Source organism: Kitasatospora viridis, assembly GCF_007829815.1.
Taxonomy (GTDB): Bacteria; Actinomycetota; Actinomycetes; order Streptomycetales; family Streptomycetaceae; genus Kitasatospora; species Kitasatospora viridis.
Genome location: NZ_VIWT01000001.1, coordinates 5,242,291 through 5,266,225 on the forward strand (window position 1 = coordinate 5,242,291; position 23,935 = coordinate 5,266,225).

Consider the following 23,935-nt stretch of genomic DNA (forward strand, 5'->3'; position numbering starts at 1 on the left):
CCACTCGACGAGGACCCACCTGATGACGCTCACCTACTCCGCCGGTTCCCTGGTGTCCGCCCGCGGTCGTGAATGGGTCGTACTGCCCGAGAGTGCGGCCGACATGCTCGTGCTGCGCCCCCTCGGTGGCTCCGACGACGACATCGCGGCCGTGTTCCCCGCCTTCGAGAAGGTCAGCAGCGCCGAGTTCGCCGCGCCCGAGCCGGGCGACCTCGGCGACCAGCGGGCCGCCGGCCTGCTCCGCTCGGCCCTGCGGATCGGTTTCCGCTCCGGCGCCGGTCCGTTCCGCTCGCTCGCCGGCATCGCCGTCGAGCCGCGCGCCTACCAGCTGGTGCCGCTGCTGATGGCGCTGCGTCAGAAGACCGTCCGGCTGCTGATCTCCGATGACGTCGGCATCGGCAAGACCATCGAGGCCGGCCTGATCGCGAGTGAACTCCTCGCCCAGGGCGAGGCGAAGGGGCTGGCCGTGCTCTGCTCGCCGGCGCTGGCCGAGCAGTGGCAGGAGGAACTGCGGACCAAGTTCGGTCTGGATGCCGAACTGGTGCTCTCCTCCACCGTTTCGCGGCTGGAGCGCGGGCTCGACCTGGGCCAGTCGATCTTCGACAAGTACCCGCACGTCATCGTCTCCACGGACTTCATCAAGTCCCCGCGCCACCGTGACGACTTCGTCCGCCACTGCCCCGACCTGGTCATCGTGGACGAGGCCCACACCTGCGTCGCTGCCGACGACACCGGCGCCTCGTCGCAGAACCAGCTGCGCTACGAGTTGCTGCGCCGGGTTGCCGAGGATGCGGAGCGGCACCTGCTGCTGGTGACCGCCACCCCGCACAGCGGCAAGGAGTCCGCCTTCCGCAACCTGCTCGGCCTGGTCAAGCCCGAGCTGGCCGGCGTTGACCTCGACGGCAAGCGTGGCCGTGAACTGCTCGCCCAGCACTTCGTGCAGCGCAAGCGGGCCGACGTGCGCCAGTACCTCACCAAGGAGGACGGCCTCAGCGACGACAGCCTTGCCGAGAAGACCGTCTTCCCCTCCGACCGCTACTTCAAGGACGAGACCTACAAGCTCTCCCCGGCTTATCGCGCGCTGCTCGACGACGCCATCGCGTACGCGAGCGACCGGGTCGAGGCTGCCGGCGTGCAGGGCAAGCGCGAGGCCCGGATCGCCTGGTGGTCGGCGATCGCGCTGCTGCGCTCGCTGGTCTCCTCGCCGCGTGCTGCAGCCCAGACGCTGACGACCCGTTCGGCCGCCGCGATCGCGGCGAGTGCGGAGGAGGCGGACCGGCTCAGCGCGTCACTCACCAGCGACTCGGCGGACAGCGACGCGCTGGAGGGCATGGACGTCGCCCCGGGCGCGGAGACGGACGATGCGGGTGCGCGGCTGAAGACGCTCGCTGAGCGGGCGGCGGCGCTGGAGGGCACCGAGCACGACCTCAAGCTGAAGGCGCTGATCAAGCACCTCAAGGCGCTGCTCGCCGACGGGTACAACCCGATCGTCTTCTGCCGCTTCATCCCGACCGCGGAGTACGTTGCAGCGGCGCTCCAGGGCAAGGGCGGCGTGAAGGCCACCGTGGCCGCCGTCACCGGCACGCTCTCGCCACAGCAGCGCATCGAACGCATCGAGCGGTTGGCGGAGGAGGCGGGGGACAGCCTCGCCGCCCGCCGTGTCCTGGTCGCCACCGACTGCCTCTCGGAGGGTGTCAACCTCCAGCACCACTTCGACGCCGTCGTGCACTACGACCTGGCCTGGAACCCCACCCGCCACGACCAGCGCGAGGGCCGCGTCGACCGGTACGGGCAGAAGCGCGACGAGGTCCGCGTCATCACGCTCTACGGTGGCGACAACGGCATCGACGGCAAGGTACTCGAAGTCCTCATCAAGAAGTACCGGCAGATCCGCAAGGATCTGGGGATCTCGGTGTCCGTCCCTGACGAGATGTCAGCTGGTGTCACGGACGCGATCGTCGAGTGGCTGCTGATGCGGGGGAGGGAGGGCCAGCAGGAGGGCCTGTTCGCGATCGATGACATCGTTGATGCCAAGGCCGCCGAGCTGGAGAAGGACTGGAATTCCGCGGCCGAGCGGGAGAAGGCCTCCGTCTCCAAGTTCGCCCAGCGCTCCATCCACCCGCAGGAGGTGGCCCGCGAGGTCGCGGCGATTCGTGAGGCGCTGGGGAGTGCGGGGGAGATCCGTACCTTCGTGCGGGACTCGCTGAACGCGCTCGGCGCCGTGCTGCGGGACACCGAGAGCGGGGACTTCACGGCAGAGGTGTCGGGTACGCCGGCTGGGTTGCGTGATGCCCTGGCGCCTGTTGTCGGTGGTGAGGCTGTTGAGACGGGGCGGCCGATCCCGTTTCGCTCCGACCCGGCGGTCGCTCGGGGCGAGGCGGCGCTGGTGCGCACCGACCCGGTCGTCGGCGCTCTCGCGGGTCACGTCCTCAATGCCGCGCTCGACACGCTGGCTGACGGGAACCGCCCGGCCCGCCGCTGCGGTGTTGTGACGACGGACGCGGTGGCCACCCGTACGACGCTGTTGCTGGTGCGGTACCGGTTCCACCTCACGCTGCCCTCGCGGTACAAGGAGAAGCAGATCGTCGCCGAGGAAGCCCGGCTGTTCGCCTTCCAAGGCGCGCCGAAGCACGCCGTCTGGCTGCCGGAGGGGGAGGCGCAGGCCTTGCTCGGGGCGCAGGCCACGCTCAACACCGACCGCCACTTCGGCGAACGGACGATGGCCCGGATCCTGGGACAACTGGTTGATGTGAACGACTACTTGAAGTCACAGGGCGATCAGCTCGCGGCCGACCTCGACGCCTCGCACCGCCGCGTGCGCGAGGCCACCGGCGAGATCGTCCGAGGCCTGCGCGTGCGTGCGCAGGAGCACGCCGACGTGCTCGGCGCATACGTCTACCTGCCCGCTGCTGCGTCGACCGGAGAGGGCGCCTGATGTCCGCCACCACTCGTAACCAGGTCTTCTCCGCCGTTCACACGGTGGGTGGGCTGCTGCCCGTCGACATACTGGTCCGGATCGCCGAGGGCAAGGACGTGTCGGGGGCGAAGCCCGCCGACTACGGGGTCATCGGCTCGCGGTCGGTGCGGGATGATGCCGAACGCCACTGGGACTACCTCAAGTCGGTCTGGCGCGAGCTGCGCAGCCGGCTGCCCGAGGACGCGGAGACGGGTGTTCCGGCGGCCGACCCTACGGGGATCGCGGTGGCGCAGTGGCTGGAGCCGCTCTTCGCCGAGTTGGGGTTCGGGCGGCTCACGGTGGTGGGGGGCGACGGTATCCCCGCTGACAGTGATACGGAGAAAGTATTCGCCGTCAGCCACCGCTGGCAGCACGCGTTGGTCCACCTCACCCCGTGGAACACCGACCTCGACAGGCGCCCCGGCGGCGCCGGTACCGTCCCGCCGCAGTCGATGCTCCAGGAGTGCCTCAACCGCACCGAGGCGCACCTGTGGGGCGTGCTCTCCAACGGCCGCCAGTTGAGGCTCCTGCGCGACTCCAGCGCCATGGCAACGGCGTCGTACGTCGAGTTCGATCTTGAGGCGATCTTCGACGGCGAGCTCTTCAGCGAGTTCGTCCTGCTCTATCGGCTGCTGCACGTCTCACGGTTCGAGGTGGCGGAGGGCGCGGCGGCTTCGGCTTGCCGACTGGAGAAGTGGCGCACCGAGGCCATCGCCTCCGGGACCAGGGCCCTGGATCAGCTCCGCAAGGGCGTTCAGGATGCCATCACGACCCTGGGCACGGGGTTCCTCCGTCACCCGGACAACGCTGCCCTGCGCGAGAATGTCAAAGCCCAGGGCCTGCACAACGCCCTGCTGCGCCTGGCTTACCGGCTGCTGTTCCTCTTCGTGGCCGAGGACCGCGATGTTCTGCATGCGCCTGAGGTGGGGGAGACGGAACGCGAGCGGTACGCCACGTACTTCTCTTCCGCCCGGCTTCGTGCCCACGCACGGCGCCGGCGCGGCACTGCGCACGGCGACCGGTGGCAGGCCCTGAGGGTCGTCCTTGATGCGTTGGGCGATGAAAAGGGACGCCCCGAGCTCGGATTGCCTGGTCTCGGTGGTCTCTTCACTCACACCGATGCGGACTCCCCGCTGGACGGTCTGTCCCTGTCGAATGAGTACCTTCTGACGGCAGTGCGCCACCTGGCTCAGGTGCGGGACATGGGATCGCGGCGCTGGCGGGCCGTTGACTATCGCCACCTGGACGCGGAGGAACTCGGTTCCATCTACGAGTCCCTGCTCGAACTCGTCCCGCAGCACAGTGCGGTGGATCGCACCTTCGAACTCGTTGAACTGGCGGGCAACACCCGTAAGACCACGGGGTCCTACTACACCCCGTCCTCGCTGATCGACTGCCTGCTCGATTCGGCGCTCGACCCGGTCATAGACGACGCCGTCAAGCGTGGTGAGCAGGCTGCCATCGCGGCGGGCCGGTCCGATCCGGCGGAGGACATCGTTGTCGAGTTGCTCTCTTTGACGGTCTGTGACCCTGCCTGTGGCTCAGGCCACTTCCTGGTCGCTGCCGCCCGGCGAATCGCCAAGCGGGTGGCGGCCGTTCGGGAGCGCAACCCCGAGCCCACGCTTTCTGCTGTCCGCCATGCTCTCCACGAGGTCGTCGCCCGTTGTATTTACGGCGTGGATCTCAACCCGATGGCAGTGGAACTCGCCAAGGTGTCGCTGTGGCTGGAGGCCATGGAGCCCGGCAAGGCGCTGAGCTTCCTGGACGCACACGTGAAGCACGGCAATGGTCTTGTCGGTGCCACACCCGCGCTGCTGCTCAAGGGGATTCCGAGTGAGGCGTTCAAGCCGATCGAGGGCGATGACAAGAAGATCGCCAAGTCTCTGGAGAAGCAGAACGACAAGGAGCTCTCGGGCCAGAGCAGCCTCTTCGACCTCGGTGACGGTCTGAAGATCGCCAACACTGCCTTCGCATCCGGCCTGCGCCGCATCACCACCGCCAAGTCGGACACCCTGACTGACGTTCGCCAGCAGGAGTCCGCCTATACGGAGTGGTCCGAGGCCGACGTTTATGTGCGAGCCCTGCGGGCTGCCGACGCCTGGTGCGCGGCGTTCGTCTGGCCCAAGGTGGCGGATGCTCCACAAGCCGTCACGCACGAGGTCTTCCAGGCTCTGCAGGATCCAGAAGCCGGCGCCGCCTCCCAGGCGATGCACGATGAGATCGTGCGTTTGCGCGAGCAGTACCGCTTCTTCCACTGGCATCTTGAGTTCCCCGAAGTGTTTACCGTGCCAGGTGAATTGGCCGGACTCGAAGTCGACCAGCGTACCGGCTGGGTCGGCGGCTTCAGCTGCATGCTTGGCAACCCGCCCTGGGAGCATCTTGAACTCAAAGAGCAGGAGTTCTTCTCTTCTCGTGCGCCGAAAATTGCAGGGGTGGCGGGTGTAAAGCGGAAAAATTTGATTGATGGACTGCGCGCTGAAGATCCCAGCTTGCATGAGGCGTACGAGGCCGCGAAGCGAAATATCGATGGAACTCGGCACTTTGCCAGCAGTTCTGGACTCTTCCCATTGTGCGGGCGTGGCCGTATCAAAACGGACTCGATTTTTGCAGAGCAGGGGCATAAGCTCACGTCGCCATACGGTCGCATGGGGATGGTCCTTCCGACGGGCATCGCCACTGATGCTACGACGCAGTTCTTTTTTAAGAACTTGGTTCAGAGTGGCTCGATTGCGGCACTGTACGATTTTGAAAACCGTGCTGCCCTATTTCCGGCCGTCGATTCGCGGATGAAATTTAGCATCCTCTCTCTCGTTGGTCGCTTCCGTCGGGAGCCAGCTGCGCGGCTTGCCTTCTTCTTGCATGACCCGGTGGAGCTCGAAGATACAAATAGAGTCTTCAGGCTCACTCCCGACGAGATTACTCTTATCAATCCGAATACCGGAACATGTCCAGTGTTCCGATCGCGGCGCGATGCCGAGATTTCTCTAGGTATCTATCGGCGAGTTCCAGTGCTAAGTAAGAACGATGATCCGCAGGGGAATCCATGGGGCATTTCGTTCAGTCAGGGTCTGTTTAATATGACCAGTGACTCCCATCTCTTTCATTCCCGTCAGGATCTTGAAAGTGATGGGTGGATGCTTGCTGGCAATATCTTTTCCAAGGCTGGAGCAAAGATGCTTCCCCTGTACGAGGCGAAAATGCTCCATCACTATGACCATCACTGGGCTAGCTATGATGAGAGCGGCTCCACTCGCGATCTCATGACTTCCGAAAGGTTGGATCCGGCTACTGTTGCTCTGCCGCGGTATTGGGTAGCCGAGTCGAAGGTTGAGGAGGCGGTGCGTGCGAAGGATTGGAATCGCGACTGGTTTATCGGATGGCGCGATATCTGCCGTGCGACTGATGAGCGTACTGCAATCATTGGCGGGTTCCCTCGGTCGGCAGTGGGGAACAACCTTCCGATCTCAACGTTGTCCAGGAGTAACGTGGCTCTAGCAGGAGCTCTACTCGCTTGCTTGAGCTCATTCATCTTCGATTTCAATGCGCGCTTCAAGGTTGGCAGCGTTCACCTCAATTTCTTCATCTCTGAGCAGCTGCCAGTTCTTCCGCCGGCCGATCTTTCCTGCCACTCTGCGTTCATTACGCCCCGAGTGCTTGAGTTGACCTATAGTGCTTACGATATGGCGGAATTTGCACGTGATCTCGGCGATATTCAGGGCCCGTTCTGTTGGAACGATGAACGTCGCCTGGTCATCCGTGCTGAGCTGGATGCGCTATTCTTCCATCTCTATGGCATTACCCGCGACGATGTCGATTACATCCTCGAAACCTTCCCGATCGTGAAGCGGAAGGATGAGGCCAAGTATGGCGCTTACCGCACTAAAGATCTGATCCTTTCGATCTACGACCGAATGGCTGCCGCTGGCGTTGGGCTTACTGTCCCCTTGCGTGATGGTGAGAACTTCATCTCAACTCTCACGCTGCCCGCCGGCGAAGGGCTGCGTCACCCGACGCTAATCGTGCACGGGCCGCGTTAGTCTCGATCGTGTGTGAGGGCCCGCCAGCAAGCTGGCGGGCCCTCACACACGATCGGAGTTAGTTCGCCAAGTGGTCGAACTCGCCGGCCTTGACGCCGAGTATGAAGGCGCGGAGCTTCTCGGGCGATGTAGTGACAATGACATCCGGGTCGTCGCTCTCGCGCAGCTTGATGGTGCCATCGGGAGCTGCAGCAAGGTAGATGCAGTTGGCGGCGTCTGCACTGTAGGAGGACTTCTGCCAGCTCTGAACTACCATGCTCGCTCCTTGCTCAGATGTTCTGTGTGACATGGTGGATGAGGTCGCGGGACGCCTCCGGGTTGAGCGAATTCATCTCCAACCGATCCATCACGATCCGGTACTTGAACAACTGCGGGTCGGTGTCGATGAACTCGGATGTTGCCCCGTCGACCTGGACGGTGTCCAGTCGGGGGACCTCGGCGTTGAAATACACGATGCCAGCGCCGGAGCCGGGGTAGCTGCCAGTGCCGAATGGCATTACGCGCAGGTCGATGTGAGGGTTCTCGCTCATGGTCAGCAGGTGCTTCAACTGGGCGCGGGCCACCTCGGGGCCGCCGAAACCCATCTGCAGGGCGGCCTCGTGAACGAGGACCGACAGTGGTGTCGGCTCCGCGCCGTACAGCACCGCCTGTCGCTTGATGCGGTGAGAGACGAGATGCTCGACCTCGGGCGGTGACAGCGGCGGCACTGAGTCTCGGAAGAGCGCGCGAGCGTGCTCCGGTGTCTGGAGTAGGCCGGGGATATGGATCGCTGAAGCGATCCGCATCGACTGTGCATGGTGTTCGAGCTCCGCCAAGTCGAGCGCACCGGACGGGAGGATCTCGCGGTATTCCTCCCACCACCCCCGCGTCCGGCCGCCGGTCATCTCGGTGAGCGCATCGATCAGCTTGTCGTCGGCGCAGTCGTAGAGGCGCGCCAGGGCCCGCACCCGGTCTGCACTCACCGGGTAGCCCCCGGACTCGATGCTGCTGAGTCGGGACTGGGTGGCGCCGTGCAACTCCCCGGCGCGCGTAACCGACAAGCCTGCCTGCTCGCGCAGCCGGCGCAGCTCTGCGCCGAGCCTCCGCTGCCGGATGCTCGGTGGGGTCTTGCTGGGCGGCATCCGCTGCTTCCTTTCCTCACTGGCCGTTGCTGGCGTCGTTCACTCTTGGGAGTGATGATGCGATGGATCCTTCAAGAGTGGTGGACTACATCCTATCGACTGGCTACTTTTGATCCTGCGTCAGAGTCGTCCGCTGTCCGTCGAGGTGGCAGCGCCGCGTTCAACTCGCTTTCGTGTAGGAGACTTCCATGACTGCTGCGCCCTCGCAAAACCCCCAGCCGGTCACGCCCCTGTGGCCGACTCCTGTGCCCTTCGAGCAGGAGCTGTGCGGGCTCGTGCTCGACACCGCGCCCCGCTTGTTCGCCGTCGTCCACGTGAGCGACGAGGGAACCGAGGTCGCCGACGGGTGGGTCGTCGCCTGGGGGATCGCCGACGGCGAGAAGTCCGCCTGCATCGTCAGTGTCGCGGGGCAGACGCAGATGGCCCTCACCTCGCCCGAGTGCGCCGTGCACCTGTTCGCCGGGCGACCGGGGATCACGGCGCGGCTGGTCTGGCTCGCGGCACCAGGCGCCGCCGCGCTCGATGGGGCTGAGGCTGCCTGAGCCAGTTCCGTGCCTCCGTCCGTCGGTGGGCGGCGATAGCATCCCGCTTGGCGCGAACGATGCTGACGGAACATCAGGAAGTGAGACTACTGTGGGCTTCCCCTCAAGTGACATGCTGTCAGTGGTGGGGAGCTTCCTCACCTACCAGTCGCTCGGCAAACGGTTCCGCACGCGGCATCCTGATCTTGCCGCGCGTCTACAGGTCCCGGACTCGTTACCGCTGCACCTGTCGGTGCCGCTGACCGGCGGGCGTTCGGTGCTCCTCGCCCAGTGGCGTTTCGACAAGCCGTACGACTGCGCCCCAGTCTGGGCAGTGGTGGGACCCGACATCGCCGAGCCGCCCCGCATCTGGTCGGCGACAACGAGCAGCGACATCCTCGTGGACGCACTCCACGCCAGAGCTGTCGCCGAGCTCGGGCGCGTCGAGGAGCAGAGCCCCTGGCGGTGGGACGAGCCCGTGGTCGGCGAAATCGTGGCGCTCGCGGACGAGTTGGCAGCCCGCAGCGTGCCCGTCCTGATGGCCGTGGCGCAGAACAGGTCCCGCGCTGTGGAGGTCGAACGAGGCACGAAGGAGGAGTACTTCGGACGCGACGAGGGCGACTTCCTCGTCGTTCGGGGCCAGGGAAGTCTGATCACCGTGTCCCACAAGCCGCTGTCCGGCTGGGTCGCCGACGTCCGGCCGGCGGAAGGTGGAGCCTCACAGCGGCTCGACCTGGGCGGTCTCCTCCTCGGCCAGCCGTCCGCCGTCCCCGGCTTGGAGTCCGGCCGCGTTGACCGGGCCGACCTCGCGGGCCTGGTGGCCGAGCTGGCCCGCGTTCCCCATGTCCCCACGGTGGATGACGGTTTCGTCAGCACCCTCCCGGCGGGGTCGACCCTCCTCGACTCCGCCGCCCGAGAGCTGGCTCGGACGGGATTCGCGGGCGTCGTACCGGACAGCAATGGCCGTACGCGACTTGACTCGGATACCTTCCACATCGAGTGGTGGACCCGATGGAAGAGCATCGGCCTCGCCGACATGCAGCGCTTGTACGGCATTGCGGCCGCGAAGCGCCGACGGCTGATGGTCCTCGTGACGGAGAACTCCGCCACCCGACCCGCGCTCGCCTTCGCCGACGATGTGGAGGCCTTCGTCTTCGCGGTGGATCCCGACAGCCGTCGACTCGGTGCTTGCAACGGTCTCGCGCGCGAGGTCGTACTCGACGACCCGACCTGGCTCCCGGCGCGGGGCCTGTTCGACCGCCGGCCGACCTGAGCGAAACGGGCGAGACTTCTCGCCCGTCCGGCCTGTTGCCGCGGCCATTTGGCCCCAGGCCCTATTGTGCGTACAGGGTTTCGAGGGCGAGGGACGGAAAAGGGTCGTGGAGGACGAGTACCAGGAGTTCAAGCTGCGGGTGACCGTCGGCGGGCCGGTCGCCCGCGGGCGGCTGCTGCCGGAGATGGGCAGCAACGGCAGTCAGAAGTTCCTGGTGTACGCGGGGGCGCCGGCGCGGGCACGGGTCGTGCCGTCTTTCGAGGAGCGGAGGGCATCCTCCTACCGGCTGCGGATGCAGTTGACGGATGACGGCAAGCTGCGCCCGTCCGAGCAGTGGCCCGGACTCCTCGAACTGGTGGAGGACGTGGAATGCAATTCCCCGTCCGCTGCGGCGGAGATCCTGATGGGCCGCTCGGCCAACGGCTGGACGCGGTGGCGGACTGAGGACGACCGGCCCTTGTCAGAGTTCATGCCGGGTGTTTGGGCGGGCCCCAACCGGGCCTGGCTGGTTCGCGGTTCCAACGTCTCGGGCCTCGACCTCGTCCAGCGGCTCTGGCTGCCGGAGGGGCTGACCACCGTCGCCGCCTCCCGGTTGCGGCAGGGCGTCGGGCAGGGCACGAGCAAGGAGCAGCTGCGCGAGTACGTCCAGGAGGACTACGAGTCCGCCGCGACGTACAGTCAGCGGCAGGACCTCGTCGAGGAGTTGCACGCATTCCTCTCCCGGATCAAGCCCGGTGACACCGTGTGCACCATCTCCGGTGGACTGCTCTACGTGGGTGAGGTGACGGGGTCCGCAGAGCAGGCGCCCACCGAGGACGCGCGGTCCAACCTGCGCCGCCCAGTGGACTGGCAGAGCGAGGGGTACCCCTACGCCGATCTGCCGGAGGAGCTCCAGCAGAAGCTCTCCATCCAGCACGACGTCGTCGATCTCACCTCGGTACAGGCCCTGATCGAGGGTCTGGGAGTGAGCGACCAGGAGCTGGCGGCGGAGGCCGAGGCCATAGAGCGCGACCCGAGCGTGGAGATCCTCATCGCCCGGCGCGAACTGACGCTCCCCGAGCCCACCCCGGAGCTCGCCCGGGACCTGCTCGTCCACGACGTGGCCTGGCTCCAGGAGGTACGCGACCTGCTCTGGGACGAGCGCCAGCTGGTGCTCTACGGCCCGCCGGGCACCGGCAAGACCTATCTCGCCCAGAAGCTCGCCGAGTTCCTGGGCGGTGGACCCGAACAGGTCAAGCTGGTCCAGTTCCACCCCTCCTACGCCTACGAGGACTTCTTCGAGGGCTTCCGCCCCAAGGAGGACCCGGAGACGCGGGAGGTCGCCTTCCGGCTCACTGCCGGCCCGCTGCGTGAACTTGCCGACCTCGCCTCCCGCGAGGGCAACCGGCACGTGCCGCACTTCCTGATCATCGACGAGATCAACCGGGCCAACCTGGCGAAGGTCTTCGGCGAGCTGTACTTCCTCCTGGAGTACCGCAACAAGTCGGTGCGGCTCACTTACTCCGGCGACGACTTCGCCCTGCCGCCGAACCTCTTCGTCATCGGCACCATGAACACCGCCGACCGCTCCATCGCCCTGGTCGACGCGGCGATGCGGCGCCGGTTCGCATTCGTCGAGCTGTCACCGCGGACCGAGCCGACCAGTGGCCTGCTGCGCCGCTGGCTGGCCGACAAGGGATACGACAGCGAGCCGGCCGACCTGCTGGACGCCCTCAACGCCCGGATCGACGAAGCGGACTTCCGGATCGGCCCCTCCTATCTGATGAAGTCAGGCGTCTACCGGGAGGGCGGACTCGATCGCACCTGGCGGACGAAGATCCTCCCGCTCCTCGAAGAGCACCACTATGGAGAGGGTGTCGACATCGAGAAGCGGTACGGGCTCGCCGCTCTCAAGGATGCTCTGGCATGACGAGCGGTGCTGTCGTCGAACTGGTCGAACACGCCCCGGCCGTCAGCCGTCCGCTCCCGGACACGGCCGGCCGGGCGCTCGCCGCCTCCCGCATCCTCGACACCGCAGCCCCCGACCCGTACCGGACGGGCCACTGGACACTCCGCGCCGGCAGCAAGGTCGGCGCGGTGACCCTCGACGTGCCGGGCGGTGAACCCGTCGCCGTCCGCATCGCCCCCAAGGTGCCGATCGCCCGCCTCTTCTTCCTGATCGGCTACAGCCTCGACCCACGCGGCTGGCGCGACGGCCAGGTCGAGTTGGGCGAGAACCACGACGTCCTCCCAGCCCTCGCCCACGCCGTCGAACGCCAGGTGGACCGGGCACTGCGCCAGGGCCTGCTGCAGGGGTACCGGGCAGTCGACGAGAGTGCCCTCGTGGTGCGCGGCCGGATCCGCGAGGCCGAGCAGATCCGCCGCCGGTTCGGTGCCGCCCTGCCGGTGGAGATTGCCTACGACGAGTTCACCACCGACATCGCCGAGAACCGCATCCTGCGCACCGCCGTCGAACGGTTGCTCCGGCTGCCTGGCGTGCCCCGTGACGTACGGCGCCGCTTGCTCCACCAGCGGGTCCGGCTCGCCGAGGTGACTCCGCTGGTGCGCGGTCAGGAAATCCCGGACTGGCGCCCCACGCGTCTCAACTCCCGCTACCACCAGGCCCTCCACCTCGCCCGTGTGATCCTCGACGGCTTCTCGCCCGAGCACACCACCGGTGAGCTGCGCATCGACGGCTTCCTGTTCAACATGAACAAGCTCTTCGAGGACTTCGTCACGATCGCCCTGCGCGAGGCATACCGGGCCACCGACCTCACCTGCCGCTTCCAGGACTCGCACCACCTCGATGAGGCGTCCATGATCCGGATGAAGCCGGACTTCGTCCTGTACGGACCGGCCGGCACCCCACGAGCCGTCGCCGACACCAAGTACAAGGCCGAGAAACGCGACGGCTATCCGGACGGCGATCTCTACCAGATGCTCGCCTACTGCACCGCCCTGGGCCTGCCCCAGGGCCACCTCGTCTACGCGAAAGGCAACGCCCCGCACGCCGCCCACCGGGTCCGCCAGGCCGGCATCACCATCCATCAGCACGCGCTGGACCTCGACCGGCCGCCCACGGAGCTGCTGGCCGAAGTCAGCTCGCTGGCCCGGAAGATGGCGGCCGACCGAACGCTATGATCACGATCTGAAGATCCATCAGGGCCAGATCCGTCAGGGCGAGGGAGTCCGCCGATGCCGCAGCTCGCGTTCGCGAACAGTTTCTGGGAGAGCTACGACGTCCTGGAGCGGCCGGTCAAATCCGGTGTGCGCAAGGCGATGGCGAAGTTCCAGCAGCTCACCGTGCCCGAACTGCACGCGGACAAAGGCCTTCACCTGGAATCTGTGGACAAGGCCCGCGACTCGCGGATGCGCACGATCAGGATCAACGACTTCTGGCGCGGCGTCGTCCTGGCCCCGGACGACGGCAGTGACGTCTTCCTGCTCATCAACGTGGTGCCGCACGACGACGCGTACACCTGGGCGGCCAAGCGGCTCTACACCGTCAACACGGCGACCCGAGCGCTGGAGGTCCGCAACGTCGTCGCCATCGAGCAGCTGACACCGGCTCTGGAGAAGGCCGCCTCAACAGCTCCGGCCCTGCTGTTCGCGAAGTACTCGGACACGGTGCTCCGGGAACTCGGTATCGACGACCAGGTGCTGCGGGCTGTGCGGACCGTCGTCGACAAGCCGCAGTTGGAGGCGTTCGGGACCCTGTTGCCGGAGGACCAGTTCGAGGTCCTGCAGTTCCTGGCCGAGGGCTACAGCGCGGAAGAGGTCTACCGCGATGTCGTCGCCGAGCGCCGGCCCGCCGACGCCAAGCCGGAACCGGTCGAGGACCTCGCGTCCGCCATCGCCAACACCGCCAGCCGGATCACCCTCGTTTCCGGGCCGGACGAGTTGGCCGACATCCTGGACAAGCCTTTCGCCGCCTGGCGGGTCTTCCTGCACCCCTCGCAGCGTCGTGTCGCCTACCGGGTCTCGTACGCGGGTTCCGTCCAGGTCACCGGTGGCCCGGGTACCGGCAAGACCGTGGTGGCACTGCACCGCGTCAAGCACCTGCTGTCGCGATCGCCCGACACCCGCATTCTGCTCACCACCTACACCAACGCGCTCGCCGGGACCCTGCGGGAGAACCTGGCACAGCTGCTCGACGGCGACGGCGCGCAGCTCGCCAGGGTGGACGTGACGACGGTGAACGCGTACGCGCACCGGATTTCCACCGAGCTCGCCGGCCGGGCCCCCTCCCCGATCGGGGACCAGGAGGAGCGGCAGATCTGGCAGCGGGTCAGGAAGCGTCTCGACCTGCCGTGGACCGAGCAGTTCCTCGCCCAGGAATACCGGAACGTGGTGCTCGCCCACGACCTGCGGACTCTGGACGACTACCTCGGGGCGGACCGTCCTGGGCGCCGCACGCCGCTGCCCACGTCACGGCGGCCGCTGCTCTGGTCGGCAGTGGAGCTCTTCACCGCCGAAGTGAAGGCGCGCGGCGCGGTGACGCATCTTCAGGTGTGCGCCGAGGCAGCTCGGCTGCTGGCCGGCGCCGGGGCGGGCTACGACCATGTGGTGGTCGACGAGGCGCAGGACCTCCACCCCGCGCAGTGGCGGGTACTGCGAGCGGCTGTCGCCCCCGGACCCGACGATCTGTTCATCACCGGGGACCCGCACCAGCGCATCTACGACTCCAGGGTGTCCCTGGGATCGCTCGGGATCACCGTCAAGGGCCGCAGCAGCCGACTCCGTATCAACTACCGCAGCACCGAGGAGATCCTCGCCTGGTCCACCGGCATCATCGGGGCGGTTCCCGTCGAGGACCTCGGTGGGGACGGCAACGACAGCCTCGCCGGGTACCGGTCGCTGCTGCACGGCCGTCGCCCGCACATCGACGGCCACGGCTCCGAGCAGGCCGAGGTCGCCGCCCTCGTCGAGCGCGTGGAGGGCTGGATTGCCCAAGGCATCCGGCCGGCGGAGATCGGGGTGTGTGCGCGCTTCAACGTGTTGCTCGACAAGGTCCATGACCGACTGTCCGCAGCCGGCGTGCCGGTCGCCAGGGTGAAGGACAGTCCCGCGCCGCACGTGGTCGGTGTACGGCTCGCCACGATGCACGCCATGAAGGGCCTCGAATTCCGGGCGGTCGCCGTCCTCGGGGCGACCGCCAGTGCGGTGCCCTTCGCCCGGGAGATCACCCCGGCCACCGTGGACCGGTTGCAGCACGAGACGGATCTGCTGCGCGAGCGCTGCCTGCTGTTCGTGGCCTGCACCCGGGCCCGTGAGGCGCTCGCCGTCTCCTGGAGCGGGGCACCGAGCGAGTTCCTGCTTGCGCATGGGTGAGCGAGCAGGTCAGGCGCCGGTGACAGGTGGTGGGCACAGGCCGCCGTTCGTGAGGCCCTCCCGGGCCAGTGAGGCGGCCTGCTCACCGATCCGGGCCAGCGTTCGCACGCCCTCGTCGAACTCCTGGAGCGCGCGGAAGGCGGCGCCGTAGCGGCGCTGATCCTCGATGCCCATCTGCGGGATGCGGGACCCGCGCGTGTCGACCCTGAAGGTTCCGCTGGCGCTGGTGGAACGGCGCCGGTTGGCGGGGCCGGCGAGGAACCCCCGAAGGTAGTCGGTGTCCAACTGGTCGCTGGCGGAGACGGGGCCGTCCTCGGGGTGCTCGACGAGTCCGGCCCGGGTGAGGTCGGCGATGCTCACGGAGGCGCTGTCCAGCGCGCCGGCACCGTCGCCAGGTCCGAGTCGGGGCAGCAGGTCGCCGATCGCGCGGAGCTGATCCTGCAACTGGCTTCGCAGGGCTGAGTAGTCGGCGGCGTAGTCGCGGGTCGAACCGCCGGTGTGGTTGCCCGGGGTGAGATCGACCGTGTCGTCCAGGAGATCGATGAGTGGGACGTCGACTACCTGGTCGGGGGCGGGATCGAAGGGATCGTCGGGGGCGTTCGAGCTGAGATCGACCATCCGGACCGTCGTCGCCGGCGCGCCGTCCGGTCGGTCGAGCAACCACAGGTGCACGGGGAGGGCGTGGCCCGTCGCCGTTCCGGCGGGCAGCGCGACGACCTGGGTCAGGATGCCCCGGCGGACGAGTTCGGCGCGGATGCGGCGGCCGGCCTTGCGGTACGCGACGGAGGGCGGCATCACCATGACGGTTCTGCCGCCCGGTGAAGTGTGCGCGTAGGCGTGTTGCAGCCAGGCGAGTTCGCCCTCGGCGCGGGAGGGGACCCCGAGCTCCCACCGCGCATCCAGGATCAAGTCTTCGCGCCCCCAGTCGGGCGAGCCGACGGGCGGGTCGCAGACGACCAGATCGGCCTTGAGACCGCCCCACCGGTCATCGCGCAACGAGTCGCCGGAGCGGATCTCGGTAGGCGTGCAGCCCGTCAGAGCGGCGCGAAGGCGGGTGAGCTCGGCCATCGCCGGGTCGATCTCCTGGCCGTGCCGGCTCGGTCCGGCGGCTGGGCCGAGAGCGAGGAGCAGGCTGCCGATTCCGCAGGCCGGGTCGAGGACGCGTGCCGTCTCGGGGACGGATCCGGCGAAGTGGCGCACGGCGCGGACGATCCTCAGGGAGGAGACCTGGTCCGACCCCGCACGGCGGGTGGCATCCAGGAAGCGCTCGGTCAGCGCCGTCAGCACCTCAGCCTTCGAGGTTTCGCCGGCGAGCGCCAGCCCCCGCTGGGCGATCTCGGGCGCGAGCCCTGGCGGTGGTGCGTCCTGTGTGAAGAGCTGGCCCAGCGCCACGAGACCCGAGACCATGTCGTCCCCGTACACCCCGCGCAGCGCTTGCCAGAGCTGGACCTCCTCGGCCACGTCCTGCCCCTTGCGCTGCCTCGCGAGCCAGGACCGCACCTCGGCCAGGTTGAAGAGCGGGCTGTTCGCGGCACCACTCGCCGGTGTCGGGAAGTCGTCATAGCGCCGCCGCCAGTTGGAGACGGCGGCCCTGGTAACGCCGGCCAGGCGGGCGATCTCGGCACCAGTGATCAGGAGATCAGCGGTGGGGCCAGTGTCATCCATCATGCCGTCACCGTACACGGGCGCGTGATCAGCATCAATCGATGCTTGTGTTGGCGGCGTACACATATTCATCGCCTTGAAGACGCCATGGCCACAGCGTGGAAGTGGTACGGCGGCAGGTCGTGTGCGGGCGATTTCCGTGATCCGGCCCTGCGAGCGGAGGGGCCCTGCGATAGTGGGCGCGTGACCACCGCGCCGCCGCCACAGCCGTTCGCCTACCTGAACGCACCAAAGGCCGAGCTGTACGGGCAGGTACTGACCGTCTTCGCGCAGGCCCGGGAGCGGTTCATCGTTCACCTGCGGCCGGAGGACGTGGCCGGGGAACTCCGCTGGGGTGCGGACGGCGGGGCTGGCACGGTGCCCTTGGAGGCGGTGGGCGGGGCGCTGGAGCAGCTGGTGGAGTGGGGCAACCTGCGGGCTGACGCCGACACCGGGCGGGTCACCTCGGTCGAGGACTTCCACCGTGCCCGCTACCTCTACCAGTTGACCCGGCACGGCCAGGCCGCGCTGCGCGCCGTCCTGCTGTACGAGGAGGCGCTCGGTCAGCGGGGGCAGTTGCAGTCGGTCGCGCTCGCGGACATCGCCGAGCAGCTCGGGTTGTTGCTGGTGCTGGCCGAGCAGCGCGATCCCGACCCGGTCAAGGCCCACCTGCTGCTGCTCCAACTCGCCGACCGGTTCGGCAGTCTCGCGGACAACGCGCAGGCGTTCATGGCCTCGCTGCGCCGCACCATCGACTTCCAGGACGGCGACGAGGAGGCGTTCATCGCCTACAAGGACCGGCTGGTCGAGTACATCGAGCGGTTCATCGCCGACCTGGCCAACCGGGGCGCGCAGATCGCGGATCTGATCGGCCGTCTGGAAGGCGCCGGGGTGGCTCGCCTGCTGCTGGCGGCCGCCCGGCGTGAGGCCAGCGACGCGGTCCCCTTGGGCGACGGACAGGAGGAGGCTGTCGACGCGGCCAGGCAGACAGCCCTGACGTCCGCGCTGACCGCATGGGAGAACCGCTGGCGCGGGCTGACCGACTGGTTCCTGAGCCGGTCCAGCCGTCAGCCGTCCCAGGCGAAGCTGCTGCGTGGTGCGGCGGTCAGTGCGATCACCGGCCTGGTCAACACGGTTGCGGCGCTCAACGAGCGGCGCGGTGGTCGGACCGACCGGTCGGCCGACTTCCGGGCCCTGGCCCGGTTCTTCGCCGAGGCGCCGGACGACGCGGCGGCGCACCGGTTGTGGCGGGCGGCGTTCGGGCTGACCCCGGCCCGGCACCTGACGGTGGACGCGGTGACCGAGGCGCTCTGGCAGGACGCGGACCTGCCGGCGGCGACCCCGTGGGGCGAGGCGCCGCCGCTGGAGATCAGTCCGCGGTTGCGCGAGACGGGCTCGTACGAGCGGCGCGGTGCACCCAACCGGGTCGCCGACCGGGCCCCGGCGCGGCAAGTCCTGGCGGAACTGGTCGAGCAGGAGGCGGAGCAGACGGCGGCGGCCAGGGCCAGGCTGGCCACTGACGGACCGGTCCTGCTGTCCGCTCTCGCGGGCCCGAACGGGCTGGACGCCCAGGAGTTCAGGTTGTTCCTCGCCGTCCTCGGCGATGCGCTGTCGGCCCGGATACCAGGGGAGAGTGAGTCCTCGGCGGTCACCAGTGACGGCACGATGGAGATCCGGCTGAAGCTGGTGGATGCGCAGGAGCTGGTGGAGATCCCGACAGTGGACGGGGTGCTGTCCGGTCCCGAGCACGTGGTCGAGATCATCGACCTGGCGCCGGCCGGGGGCCGGCAGTGAACTCCGGGCCGCCGGCCGACGTCCAGGCGGAGCGCCGCCGGGCCGCCCGAGCGCTGCTCGCCGCCCCGTTGCTGACCACCGCGGACGAGGACTTCAGGCTGGTGCGCAAGCACGCGGCCGAGCTCGCCGCGTGGTTCACCCAGGAGACCGGCTGGCGGCTGGCGGTGGATGCGGAGACCGCTCGGCTGTTCAAGTCGCCCTCGCGGCTGGATGACGCGACCCGGCCCGCCCGCACGCCGCGGACCGGAGTCGCGTTCACTCGGCGGCGCTACGTGTTGATCTGCCTGGCGCTGGCCGTGCTGGAACGCGCGGACGCGCAGATCACGCTCGGCAGGCTCGCCGAAGGCGTGCTCACCGCGGCCGGTGATCCGGCCCTGGCGGCGGCCGGGGTCGAGTTCCGGCTGGAGCACCGCGAGGAGCGCTCCGACCTGGTCGCGGTGGTGCGGCTGCTGCTGGAGCGGGGCGTGCTGCACCGGGTGGCCGGCGACGAGGAGGCGTACCTGTCGGCTTCCGCCAACGACGTGCTCTACGACGTGCGCCGCAGGGTGCTGGCGGGGCTGCTCGCCACCACGCGCGGGCCGTCCACCGTCACGATCACCGACCCGGACCGGCGCCTGTCCGCACTGACCGAGGAAGTGTCGCCGGACACCGACGAGTTGAGGCTGCGTTCGCTGCGCCACCGGCTGACCCGGCGGCTGCTCGACGACCCCGTGGTCTACTACGCCGAGCTCCTTGAGGGCGAACGCGCCTACCTGGCCTCCCAACGGCACGCGATCACCCGACGGATCACCGAACTCACCGGACTGGTCGCGGAGGTGCGGGCGGAGGGCATCGCCATGGTGGACCCCGAGGACGAACTGACCGACGTGCGGATGCCTGAGCAGGGGACCGAGGGGCACCTGACGCTGCTGCTCGCCGCCCACCTCGCGACCGCCGACGGTCCGCGCACGGTGCCGGAGTTGGTGGACCTGGTGCGCGAGCTCGCCGTCCGGCACTCCGCGTTCTGGCGCAAGTCCGCCGCCGAACCGGCCGCCGCCGCAGACCTGTTGACGCAGGCGCTGGACCGCCTCACCGCGCTGGACCTCGCCACCGTGGACGGCCAGGCGGTGCGCGCCAAGCCCGCGCTGGTCCGCTACGCGCTCGCCGCACCCATCATCCGAAAGGCCCGCTCCCGCTCATGACCCTGCCGCAGCCCTCCAAGACCCGCTGGCAGCCGTTGCGGGCCGGGCTCGTCGACATCTTCTACTACGACGCCGAGGAGTTTCGGTTCCACGACGGCCGCCTGCTGTTGCGGGGCAACAACGGCACCGGCAAGTCGAAGGTGCTCGCCCTCACCCTGCCGTTCCTGCTCGACGGCGAACTCGCGCCGAACCGGGTCGAGCCGGACGGCGACCGGGCCAAGCGGATGGAGTGGAACCTGCTGCTCGGTGGCAAGCACCCCAACGACGAACGCACCGGCTACACCTGGCTGGAGTTCGGCCGGATCGGCGAGGACGGCACCGCGCAGTACCGGACCATCGGCTGCGGGCTCAAGGCCGTCAAGGGCCGTGGCATCGCCAAGCACTGGTTCTTCACCACCGCCCTGCGGATCGGCCCGGACCTGCCGCTGCTCTCCCCGACGCGTGTCCCCTACACCCGTGAACGGCTGCGGGACGCCCTGCAGGGCCACGGCCTGGTGCACGACACCGCCACCGACTACCGCCGCGCGGTGGACGAGCAGCTGTTCGGCCTGGGCCAGTCGCGTTACGAGGCGTTGGTCACGCTGCTGATCCAGTTGCGCCAGCCGCAGCTGTCGAAGCGGCCGGACGAGAAACTCCTGTCGAAGGCGCTGACCGAGTCCCTGCCCCCACTGGACCCGGTGCTCGTCGGCGAGGTCGCCGAGGCGTTCCGCGGCCTGGATGAGGAACGACAGGCGCTGGCGGCGCTCTCCGAAGCCTCCGGGGCCGCCGCGAGCTTCCTCGCCCACTACCGCCGGTACGCGCGGATCGCCGCCAAGCGCCAGGCCGGCGTGCTGCGAGTGGCGCACAGCCGCTACGAGCACCTGGGCCGGGACCTGGGCGAGGCGGAGAAGGAACACACGACCGCCGAGGAGGAGTTGGCGCAGGCCGAGGCGCGACTGGGGGTGCTGGAGGACGACCGGGTCCGGCTGACGGCCGCCCGTGACGCGCTGAACCGCAGTCCCGAGATGGACGCCGCCCGGGAGCTGGAGCAAGCCGCCCGGACCGCCGGGACCCTGCGCAGGGCCGCGCTCGACCGGGTGGCCGCGCAGCAGACCGCAGAGCGCACTGCAGCCGACTGGAACCGGCGCAGCGCGGCCGCCCTGGCCCAGACGGCGGCGGACCAGGACGTTCTCGACCAGGCCGGGGACGCCGCCCACCATTGTGCCGAGGACGCCGGACTCGACCACGCCCCGGTGGTCGAGGCACTCGCTCGTGATCACTCCCCCTACCAGGACACCCAGCGGACGGGAGAGCGGGCGGTGGAGCGCCGCCGTCAGGCCGTTACCGGCCTGGCCGAGCTGCTCACCACCGTCGACCGGGCCGACGACCGGGCTCGGGAGGCGCGGACGGAGGCGGACCGCCGCGCCTCGGACCTGGAGGCCGGACGGGAGCGGGCCGCGCTCGCCGCCGAGGCCGTCGCCGACCGGGGCACCGAACTCGTGGCGGACTTCCGAGCCTGGAGCACGAGCACCGCCGAACTCCTCCTCGCGGACCCGGAACAGGCGCTGGCAGCCCTGGAAGGCTGGACCGAGACCCTGGCGGGCCCGAACCCGGCGGTCGAGGCCGCCGCACTGGCCCACCGCGAGCATGCCGCCCGCCTCACCCGTCAGGAGACCGAACTCGACGCCGAGCGCGCTGCCGCCGCGCGTGAGCGGGACGCGGTGAACGAGGAGATCGCCCGTTTGGAGTCCGGCGGACACGACGCTCCGCCCGCCCCGCACACCCGTGATCAGGAGAGTCGCACCGGTCGGCCGGGTGCGCCGCTGTGGCGGGCCGTCGACTTCACCGCCGATGTTCCTGCCGCCGACCGCGCCGGGATCGAGGCGGCATTGGAGGCCGCCGGCCTGCTCGACGCCTGGCTCACACCCGACGGTGCACTGCTCGCCGCCGACACCCACGACGCCGTGCTGCTGCCCGACGGTCCGGCGCGCGGCACGTCGCTCGCCGCCGTGCTGCGCCCAGCCGTCGACCGGGCCGATCCGAGGGCCGCCGCCCTCGGCGACGAGGCGGTCTCGGCGGTGCTCGCCTCGATCGCGCTGGGGGCGGACGCGCAGCACCCGAGCTGGGTCGCCGTGGACGGCCGCTACCGGCTCGGTGCGCTGGCCGGCTCCTGGAGCAAGCCCGCCGCCCACTTCATCGGCGAGGGCTCCCGGGAGGCGGCGCGCCGTGCCCGGCTCGCCGAACTCGCGGACCGCCGGGCCGGGCTCGTCGATGCCCTGACGACCCTGGACGAGCAGCGGGCCGCGGTACGCGACCGTGCCGCCGTCCTCGCCGCCGAGCTGCGGTCCCTGCCCACCGACCAGCCGCTGCGTGAGGCCCACGCCCGCCACGGCCACGAGGCCGAGGCGGTACGGCGTCTGTCGGAGCGTCAGGCACAGGCGCAGGAGCTGGCCGTGACCAGTCAGGAGGCGGCGTCCGAGGCCGCGGCCCGGGCCGAGGAGTACGCCTCCGACACCGGCCTGACCGCAACCCGCCAGTGCCTCGACGAGGTTCGCGAAGCGCTGTCTGGCTACCGCGCCGCGCTGGCCGCGCTCTTGCCGGCGGCTACGGCCCGCGCCCGCTCCGCCGCCGACGCCGCCGAGGCCGCCGCCGAGGCGCGGACCTCCGGGCAGGCCCTGACCGAGGCCGCCGAGGCCGCCGAACAGGCCCGCCGGACCGCTGAAGCGGCCACCGAACGGCACCGTGTGCTCGGCGAGACCGTCGGCGCCGACGTCGAGGTGCTCTTCCGCCGCCTTGCCGAGACGGACGCCGCCCTGGAGCGACGCGACGTCGCCGAGAAGACCACCCGCGTCGCGCGCGATGCGGCTCTGTCGGCCCGGGCACGTGCCGAAGGCCGCCGGTCCGAGATCCGTGCCCGGATCACCGAGGCCACGACGGAGCGGGACCGCGCGGTCACCGCACTGCGCGCCTTCGCCGCCACCGGCCTGCTCGCCACCGCCCTGCCCGAGCTCGCCGTCCCACCGTCGGACGAGTCCTGGGCCCCGACCCCTGCGGTGGCCCTCGCCAGAACCGTCCACCAGGAGCTCGACGCCGTCGAAGAGTCCGACCGTCCCTGGGAACTGATCCAGCAGAAGATCACTGCCGAACACAAGATCCTCACCGACGCGCTCGCCCGCCACGGCCACTCGGTCGGCATGACCCTGCACGAGGGCGTCATGATCGTCGACGTCGTCTTCCAGGGCCGCACCCACGACGTCCCGGCGCTGACCTCCTCGCTGCGCGAGGAGGTCGAGCAGCGAGCCCGCCTGCTCTCCGCCAAGGAGCGCGAACTGCTGGAGAACCACCTGGTCGGCGAGGTGGCCGGGGCCCTGCAGGAGTTGATCGCCGGTGCCGAGGAGCAGGTCCAGGCGATGAACCGGGACCTGGCGGACCGTCCGACCTCCACCGGCATGACGCTGCGTCTGCTGTGGCAGCCCGCGAAGGACGCACCCCAGGGACTCGAAGCCGTCCGCACCCGCCTGCTGCGCCAGTCCTCCGACGCCTGGCGACCGGCTGACCGTGCCCTGGTGGGGGAGTTCCTGCAGGCCAGGATCGGGCAGGACCGTGCCGACCACCCCGGCGATTCGTGGGCCGACCAGCTCAACCGCGCGCTCGACTACCGGAGCTGGCACACGTTCACCATCCAGCGCCGGCAGGACGGCCAATGGAAGCCCGCCACCGGCCCGGCCTCCGGCGGCGAGCGGGTGCTGGCAGCCTCCGTGCCGCTGTTCGCCGCGGCCTCCTCGCACTACTCCTCGGGCAGCCCGCACGCACCCCGCCTGATCGCCCTCGACGAGGCCTTCGCCGGCGTGGACGACGACTCCCGCGCCAAGTGCCTGGGCCTGCTCGCCTCCTTCGACCTCGACGTGGTGATGACCAGCGAACGAGAATGGGCCTGCTACCCGACCGTCCCCGGTATCGGGATCGCGCAGCTGACCCGCCGTGAGGGCATCGACGCGGTCCTCGTCACCCCTTGGCGCTGGGACGGGCGCGAGCGGGTGCGCGAGCAGCAGGCGGTGCCGTTCGTGCCCCCGAAGGCCGCAACATCCGAGCAGCCCACCCTGCTCGGGGAGGACTGAC

Annotated in this window: 13 protein-coding genes; 10 read left to right on the top strand and 3 right to left on the bottom strand. The window is 69.2% G+C overall.

The window, feature by feature from the left end:
- Positions 1–22 precede the first annotated feature (22 nt).
- Positions 23–2,935, top strand: coding sequence for a DEAD/DEAH box helicase (locus FHX73_RS23580; RefSeq protein WP_145906910.1), 2,913 nt, complete (start codon positions 23–25; stop codon positions 2,933–2,935).
- A complete protein-coding gene (locus FHX73_RS23585; protein WP_145906911.1) occupies positions 2,935–6,993 on the top strand; it encodes an Eco57I restriction-modification methylase domain-containing protein in 4,059 nt (1,352 codons plus the stop codon). The genes FHX73_RS23580 and FHX73_RS23585 overlap by 1 nt, the downstream gene beginning before the upstream one ends.
- Before the next feature lie 58 nt (positions 6,994–7,051).
- Here the strand turns inward: FHX73_RS23585 and FHX73_RS23590 are convergent, their stop codons facing one another.
- Positions 7,052–7,249, bottom strand: coding sequence for a DUF397 domain-containing protein (locus tag FHX73_RS23590; RefSeq protein ID WP_145906912.1), 198 nt, complete (start codon positions 7,247–7,249; stop codon positions 7,052–7,054).
- A 13-nt stretch (positions 7,250–7,262) separates the two neighbouring features.
- Entirely contained in the window at positions 7,263–8,114 is an 852-nt protein-coding gene (locus tag FHX73_RS23595) for a helix-turn-helix domain-containing protein (protein ID WP_145906913.1), read from the bottom strand.
- Between the two features lie 188 nt (positions 8,115–8,302).
- Here FHX73_RS23595 and FHX73_RS23600 point away from each other — a divergent pair, with 188 nt between their 5' ends.
- From FHX73_RS23600 to FHX73_RS23620, 5 genes are all read left to right on the top strand, one after another.
- Entirely contained in the window at positions 8,303–8,656 is a 354-nt protein-coding gene (locus tag FHX73_RS23600) for a hypothetical protein (RefSeq protein ID WP_246213677.1), read from the top strand.
- 112 nt (positions 8,657–8,768) lie between these two features.
- Positions 8,769–9,908, top strand: a complete 1,140-nt coding sequence (locus tag FHX73_RS23605) for a hypothetical protein (protein ID WP_145906914.1) — start codon at positions 8,769–8,771, stop codon at positions 9,906–9,908.
- Between the two features lie 106 nt (positions 9,909–10,014).
- Positions 10,015–11,817 carry a DUF4357 domain-containing protein gene (locus FHX73_RS23610; protein WP_145906915.1) on the top strand — a complete coding sequence of 601 codons (1,803 nt, stop codon included), beginning with the start codon at positions 10,015–10,017 and terminating at the stop codon, positions 11,815–11,817.
- Positions 11,814–13,028 carry an McrC family protein gene (locus FHX73_RS23615; protein WP_145906916.1) on the top strand — a complete coding sequence of 405 codons (1,215 nt, stop codon included), beginning with the start codon at positions 11,814–11,816 and terminating at the stop codon, positions 13,026–13,028. Before FHX73_RS23610 ends, FHX73_RS23615 begins: the two co-directional genes overlap by 4 nt.
- Before the next feature lie 54 nt (positions 13,029–13,082).
- Positions 13,083–15,218, top strand: a complete 2,136-nt coding sequence (locus tag FHX73_RS23620) for a UvrD-helicase domain-containing protein (protein WP_145906917.1) — start codon at positions 13,083–13,085, stop codon at positions 15,216–15,218.
- A gap of 9 nt (positions 15,219–15,227) precedes the next feature.
- On the opposite strand, the gene FHX73_RS23625 is transcribed toward FHX73_RS23620, so the two are convergent.
- Entirely contained in the window at positions 15,228–16,886 is a 1,659-nt protein-coding gene (locus FHX73_RS23625; protein ID WP_145908477.1) for an N-6 DNA methylase, read from the bottom strand.
- Between the two features lie 180 nt (positions 16,887–17,066).
- Between FHX73_RS23625 and FHX73_RS23630 the strand changes: the two genes are divergently transcribed.
- The 3 genes from FHX73_RS23630 to FHX73_RS23640 are packed head-to-tail and all read left to right on the top strand — an operon-like array spanning position 17,067 to position 23,934.
- Positions 17,067–18,656, top strand: a complete 1,590-nt coding sequence (locus FHX73_RS23630) for a TIGR02677 family protein (protein ID WP_145906918.1) — start codon at positions 17,067–17,069, stop codon at positions 18,654–18,656.
- Entirely contained in the window at positions 18,653–19,837 is a 1,185-nt protein-coding gene (locus FHX73_RS23635; RefSeq protein WP_145906919.1) for a TIGR02678 family protein, read from the top strand. Before FHX73_RS23630 ends, FHX73_RS23635 begins: the two co-directional genes overlap by 4 nt.
- Positions 19,834–23,934 (top strand): TIGR02680 family protein, encoded by a 4,101-nt coding sequence (locus tag FHX73_RS23640; protein ID WP_145906920.1) that lies wholly within the window; start codon positions 19,834–19,836, stop codon positions 23,932–23,934. Before FHX73_RS23635 ends, FHX73_RS23640 begins: the two co-directional genes overlap by 4 nt.
- Position 23,935 lies beyond the last annotated feature (1 nt).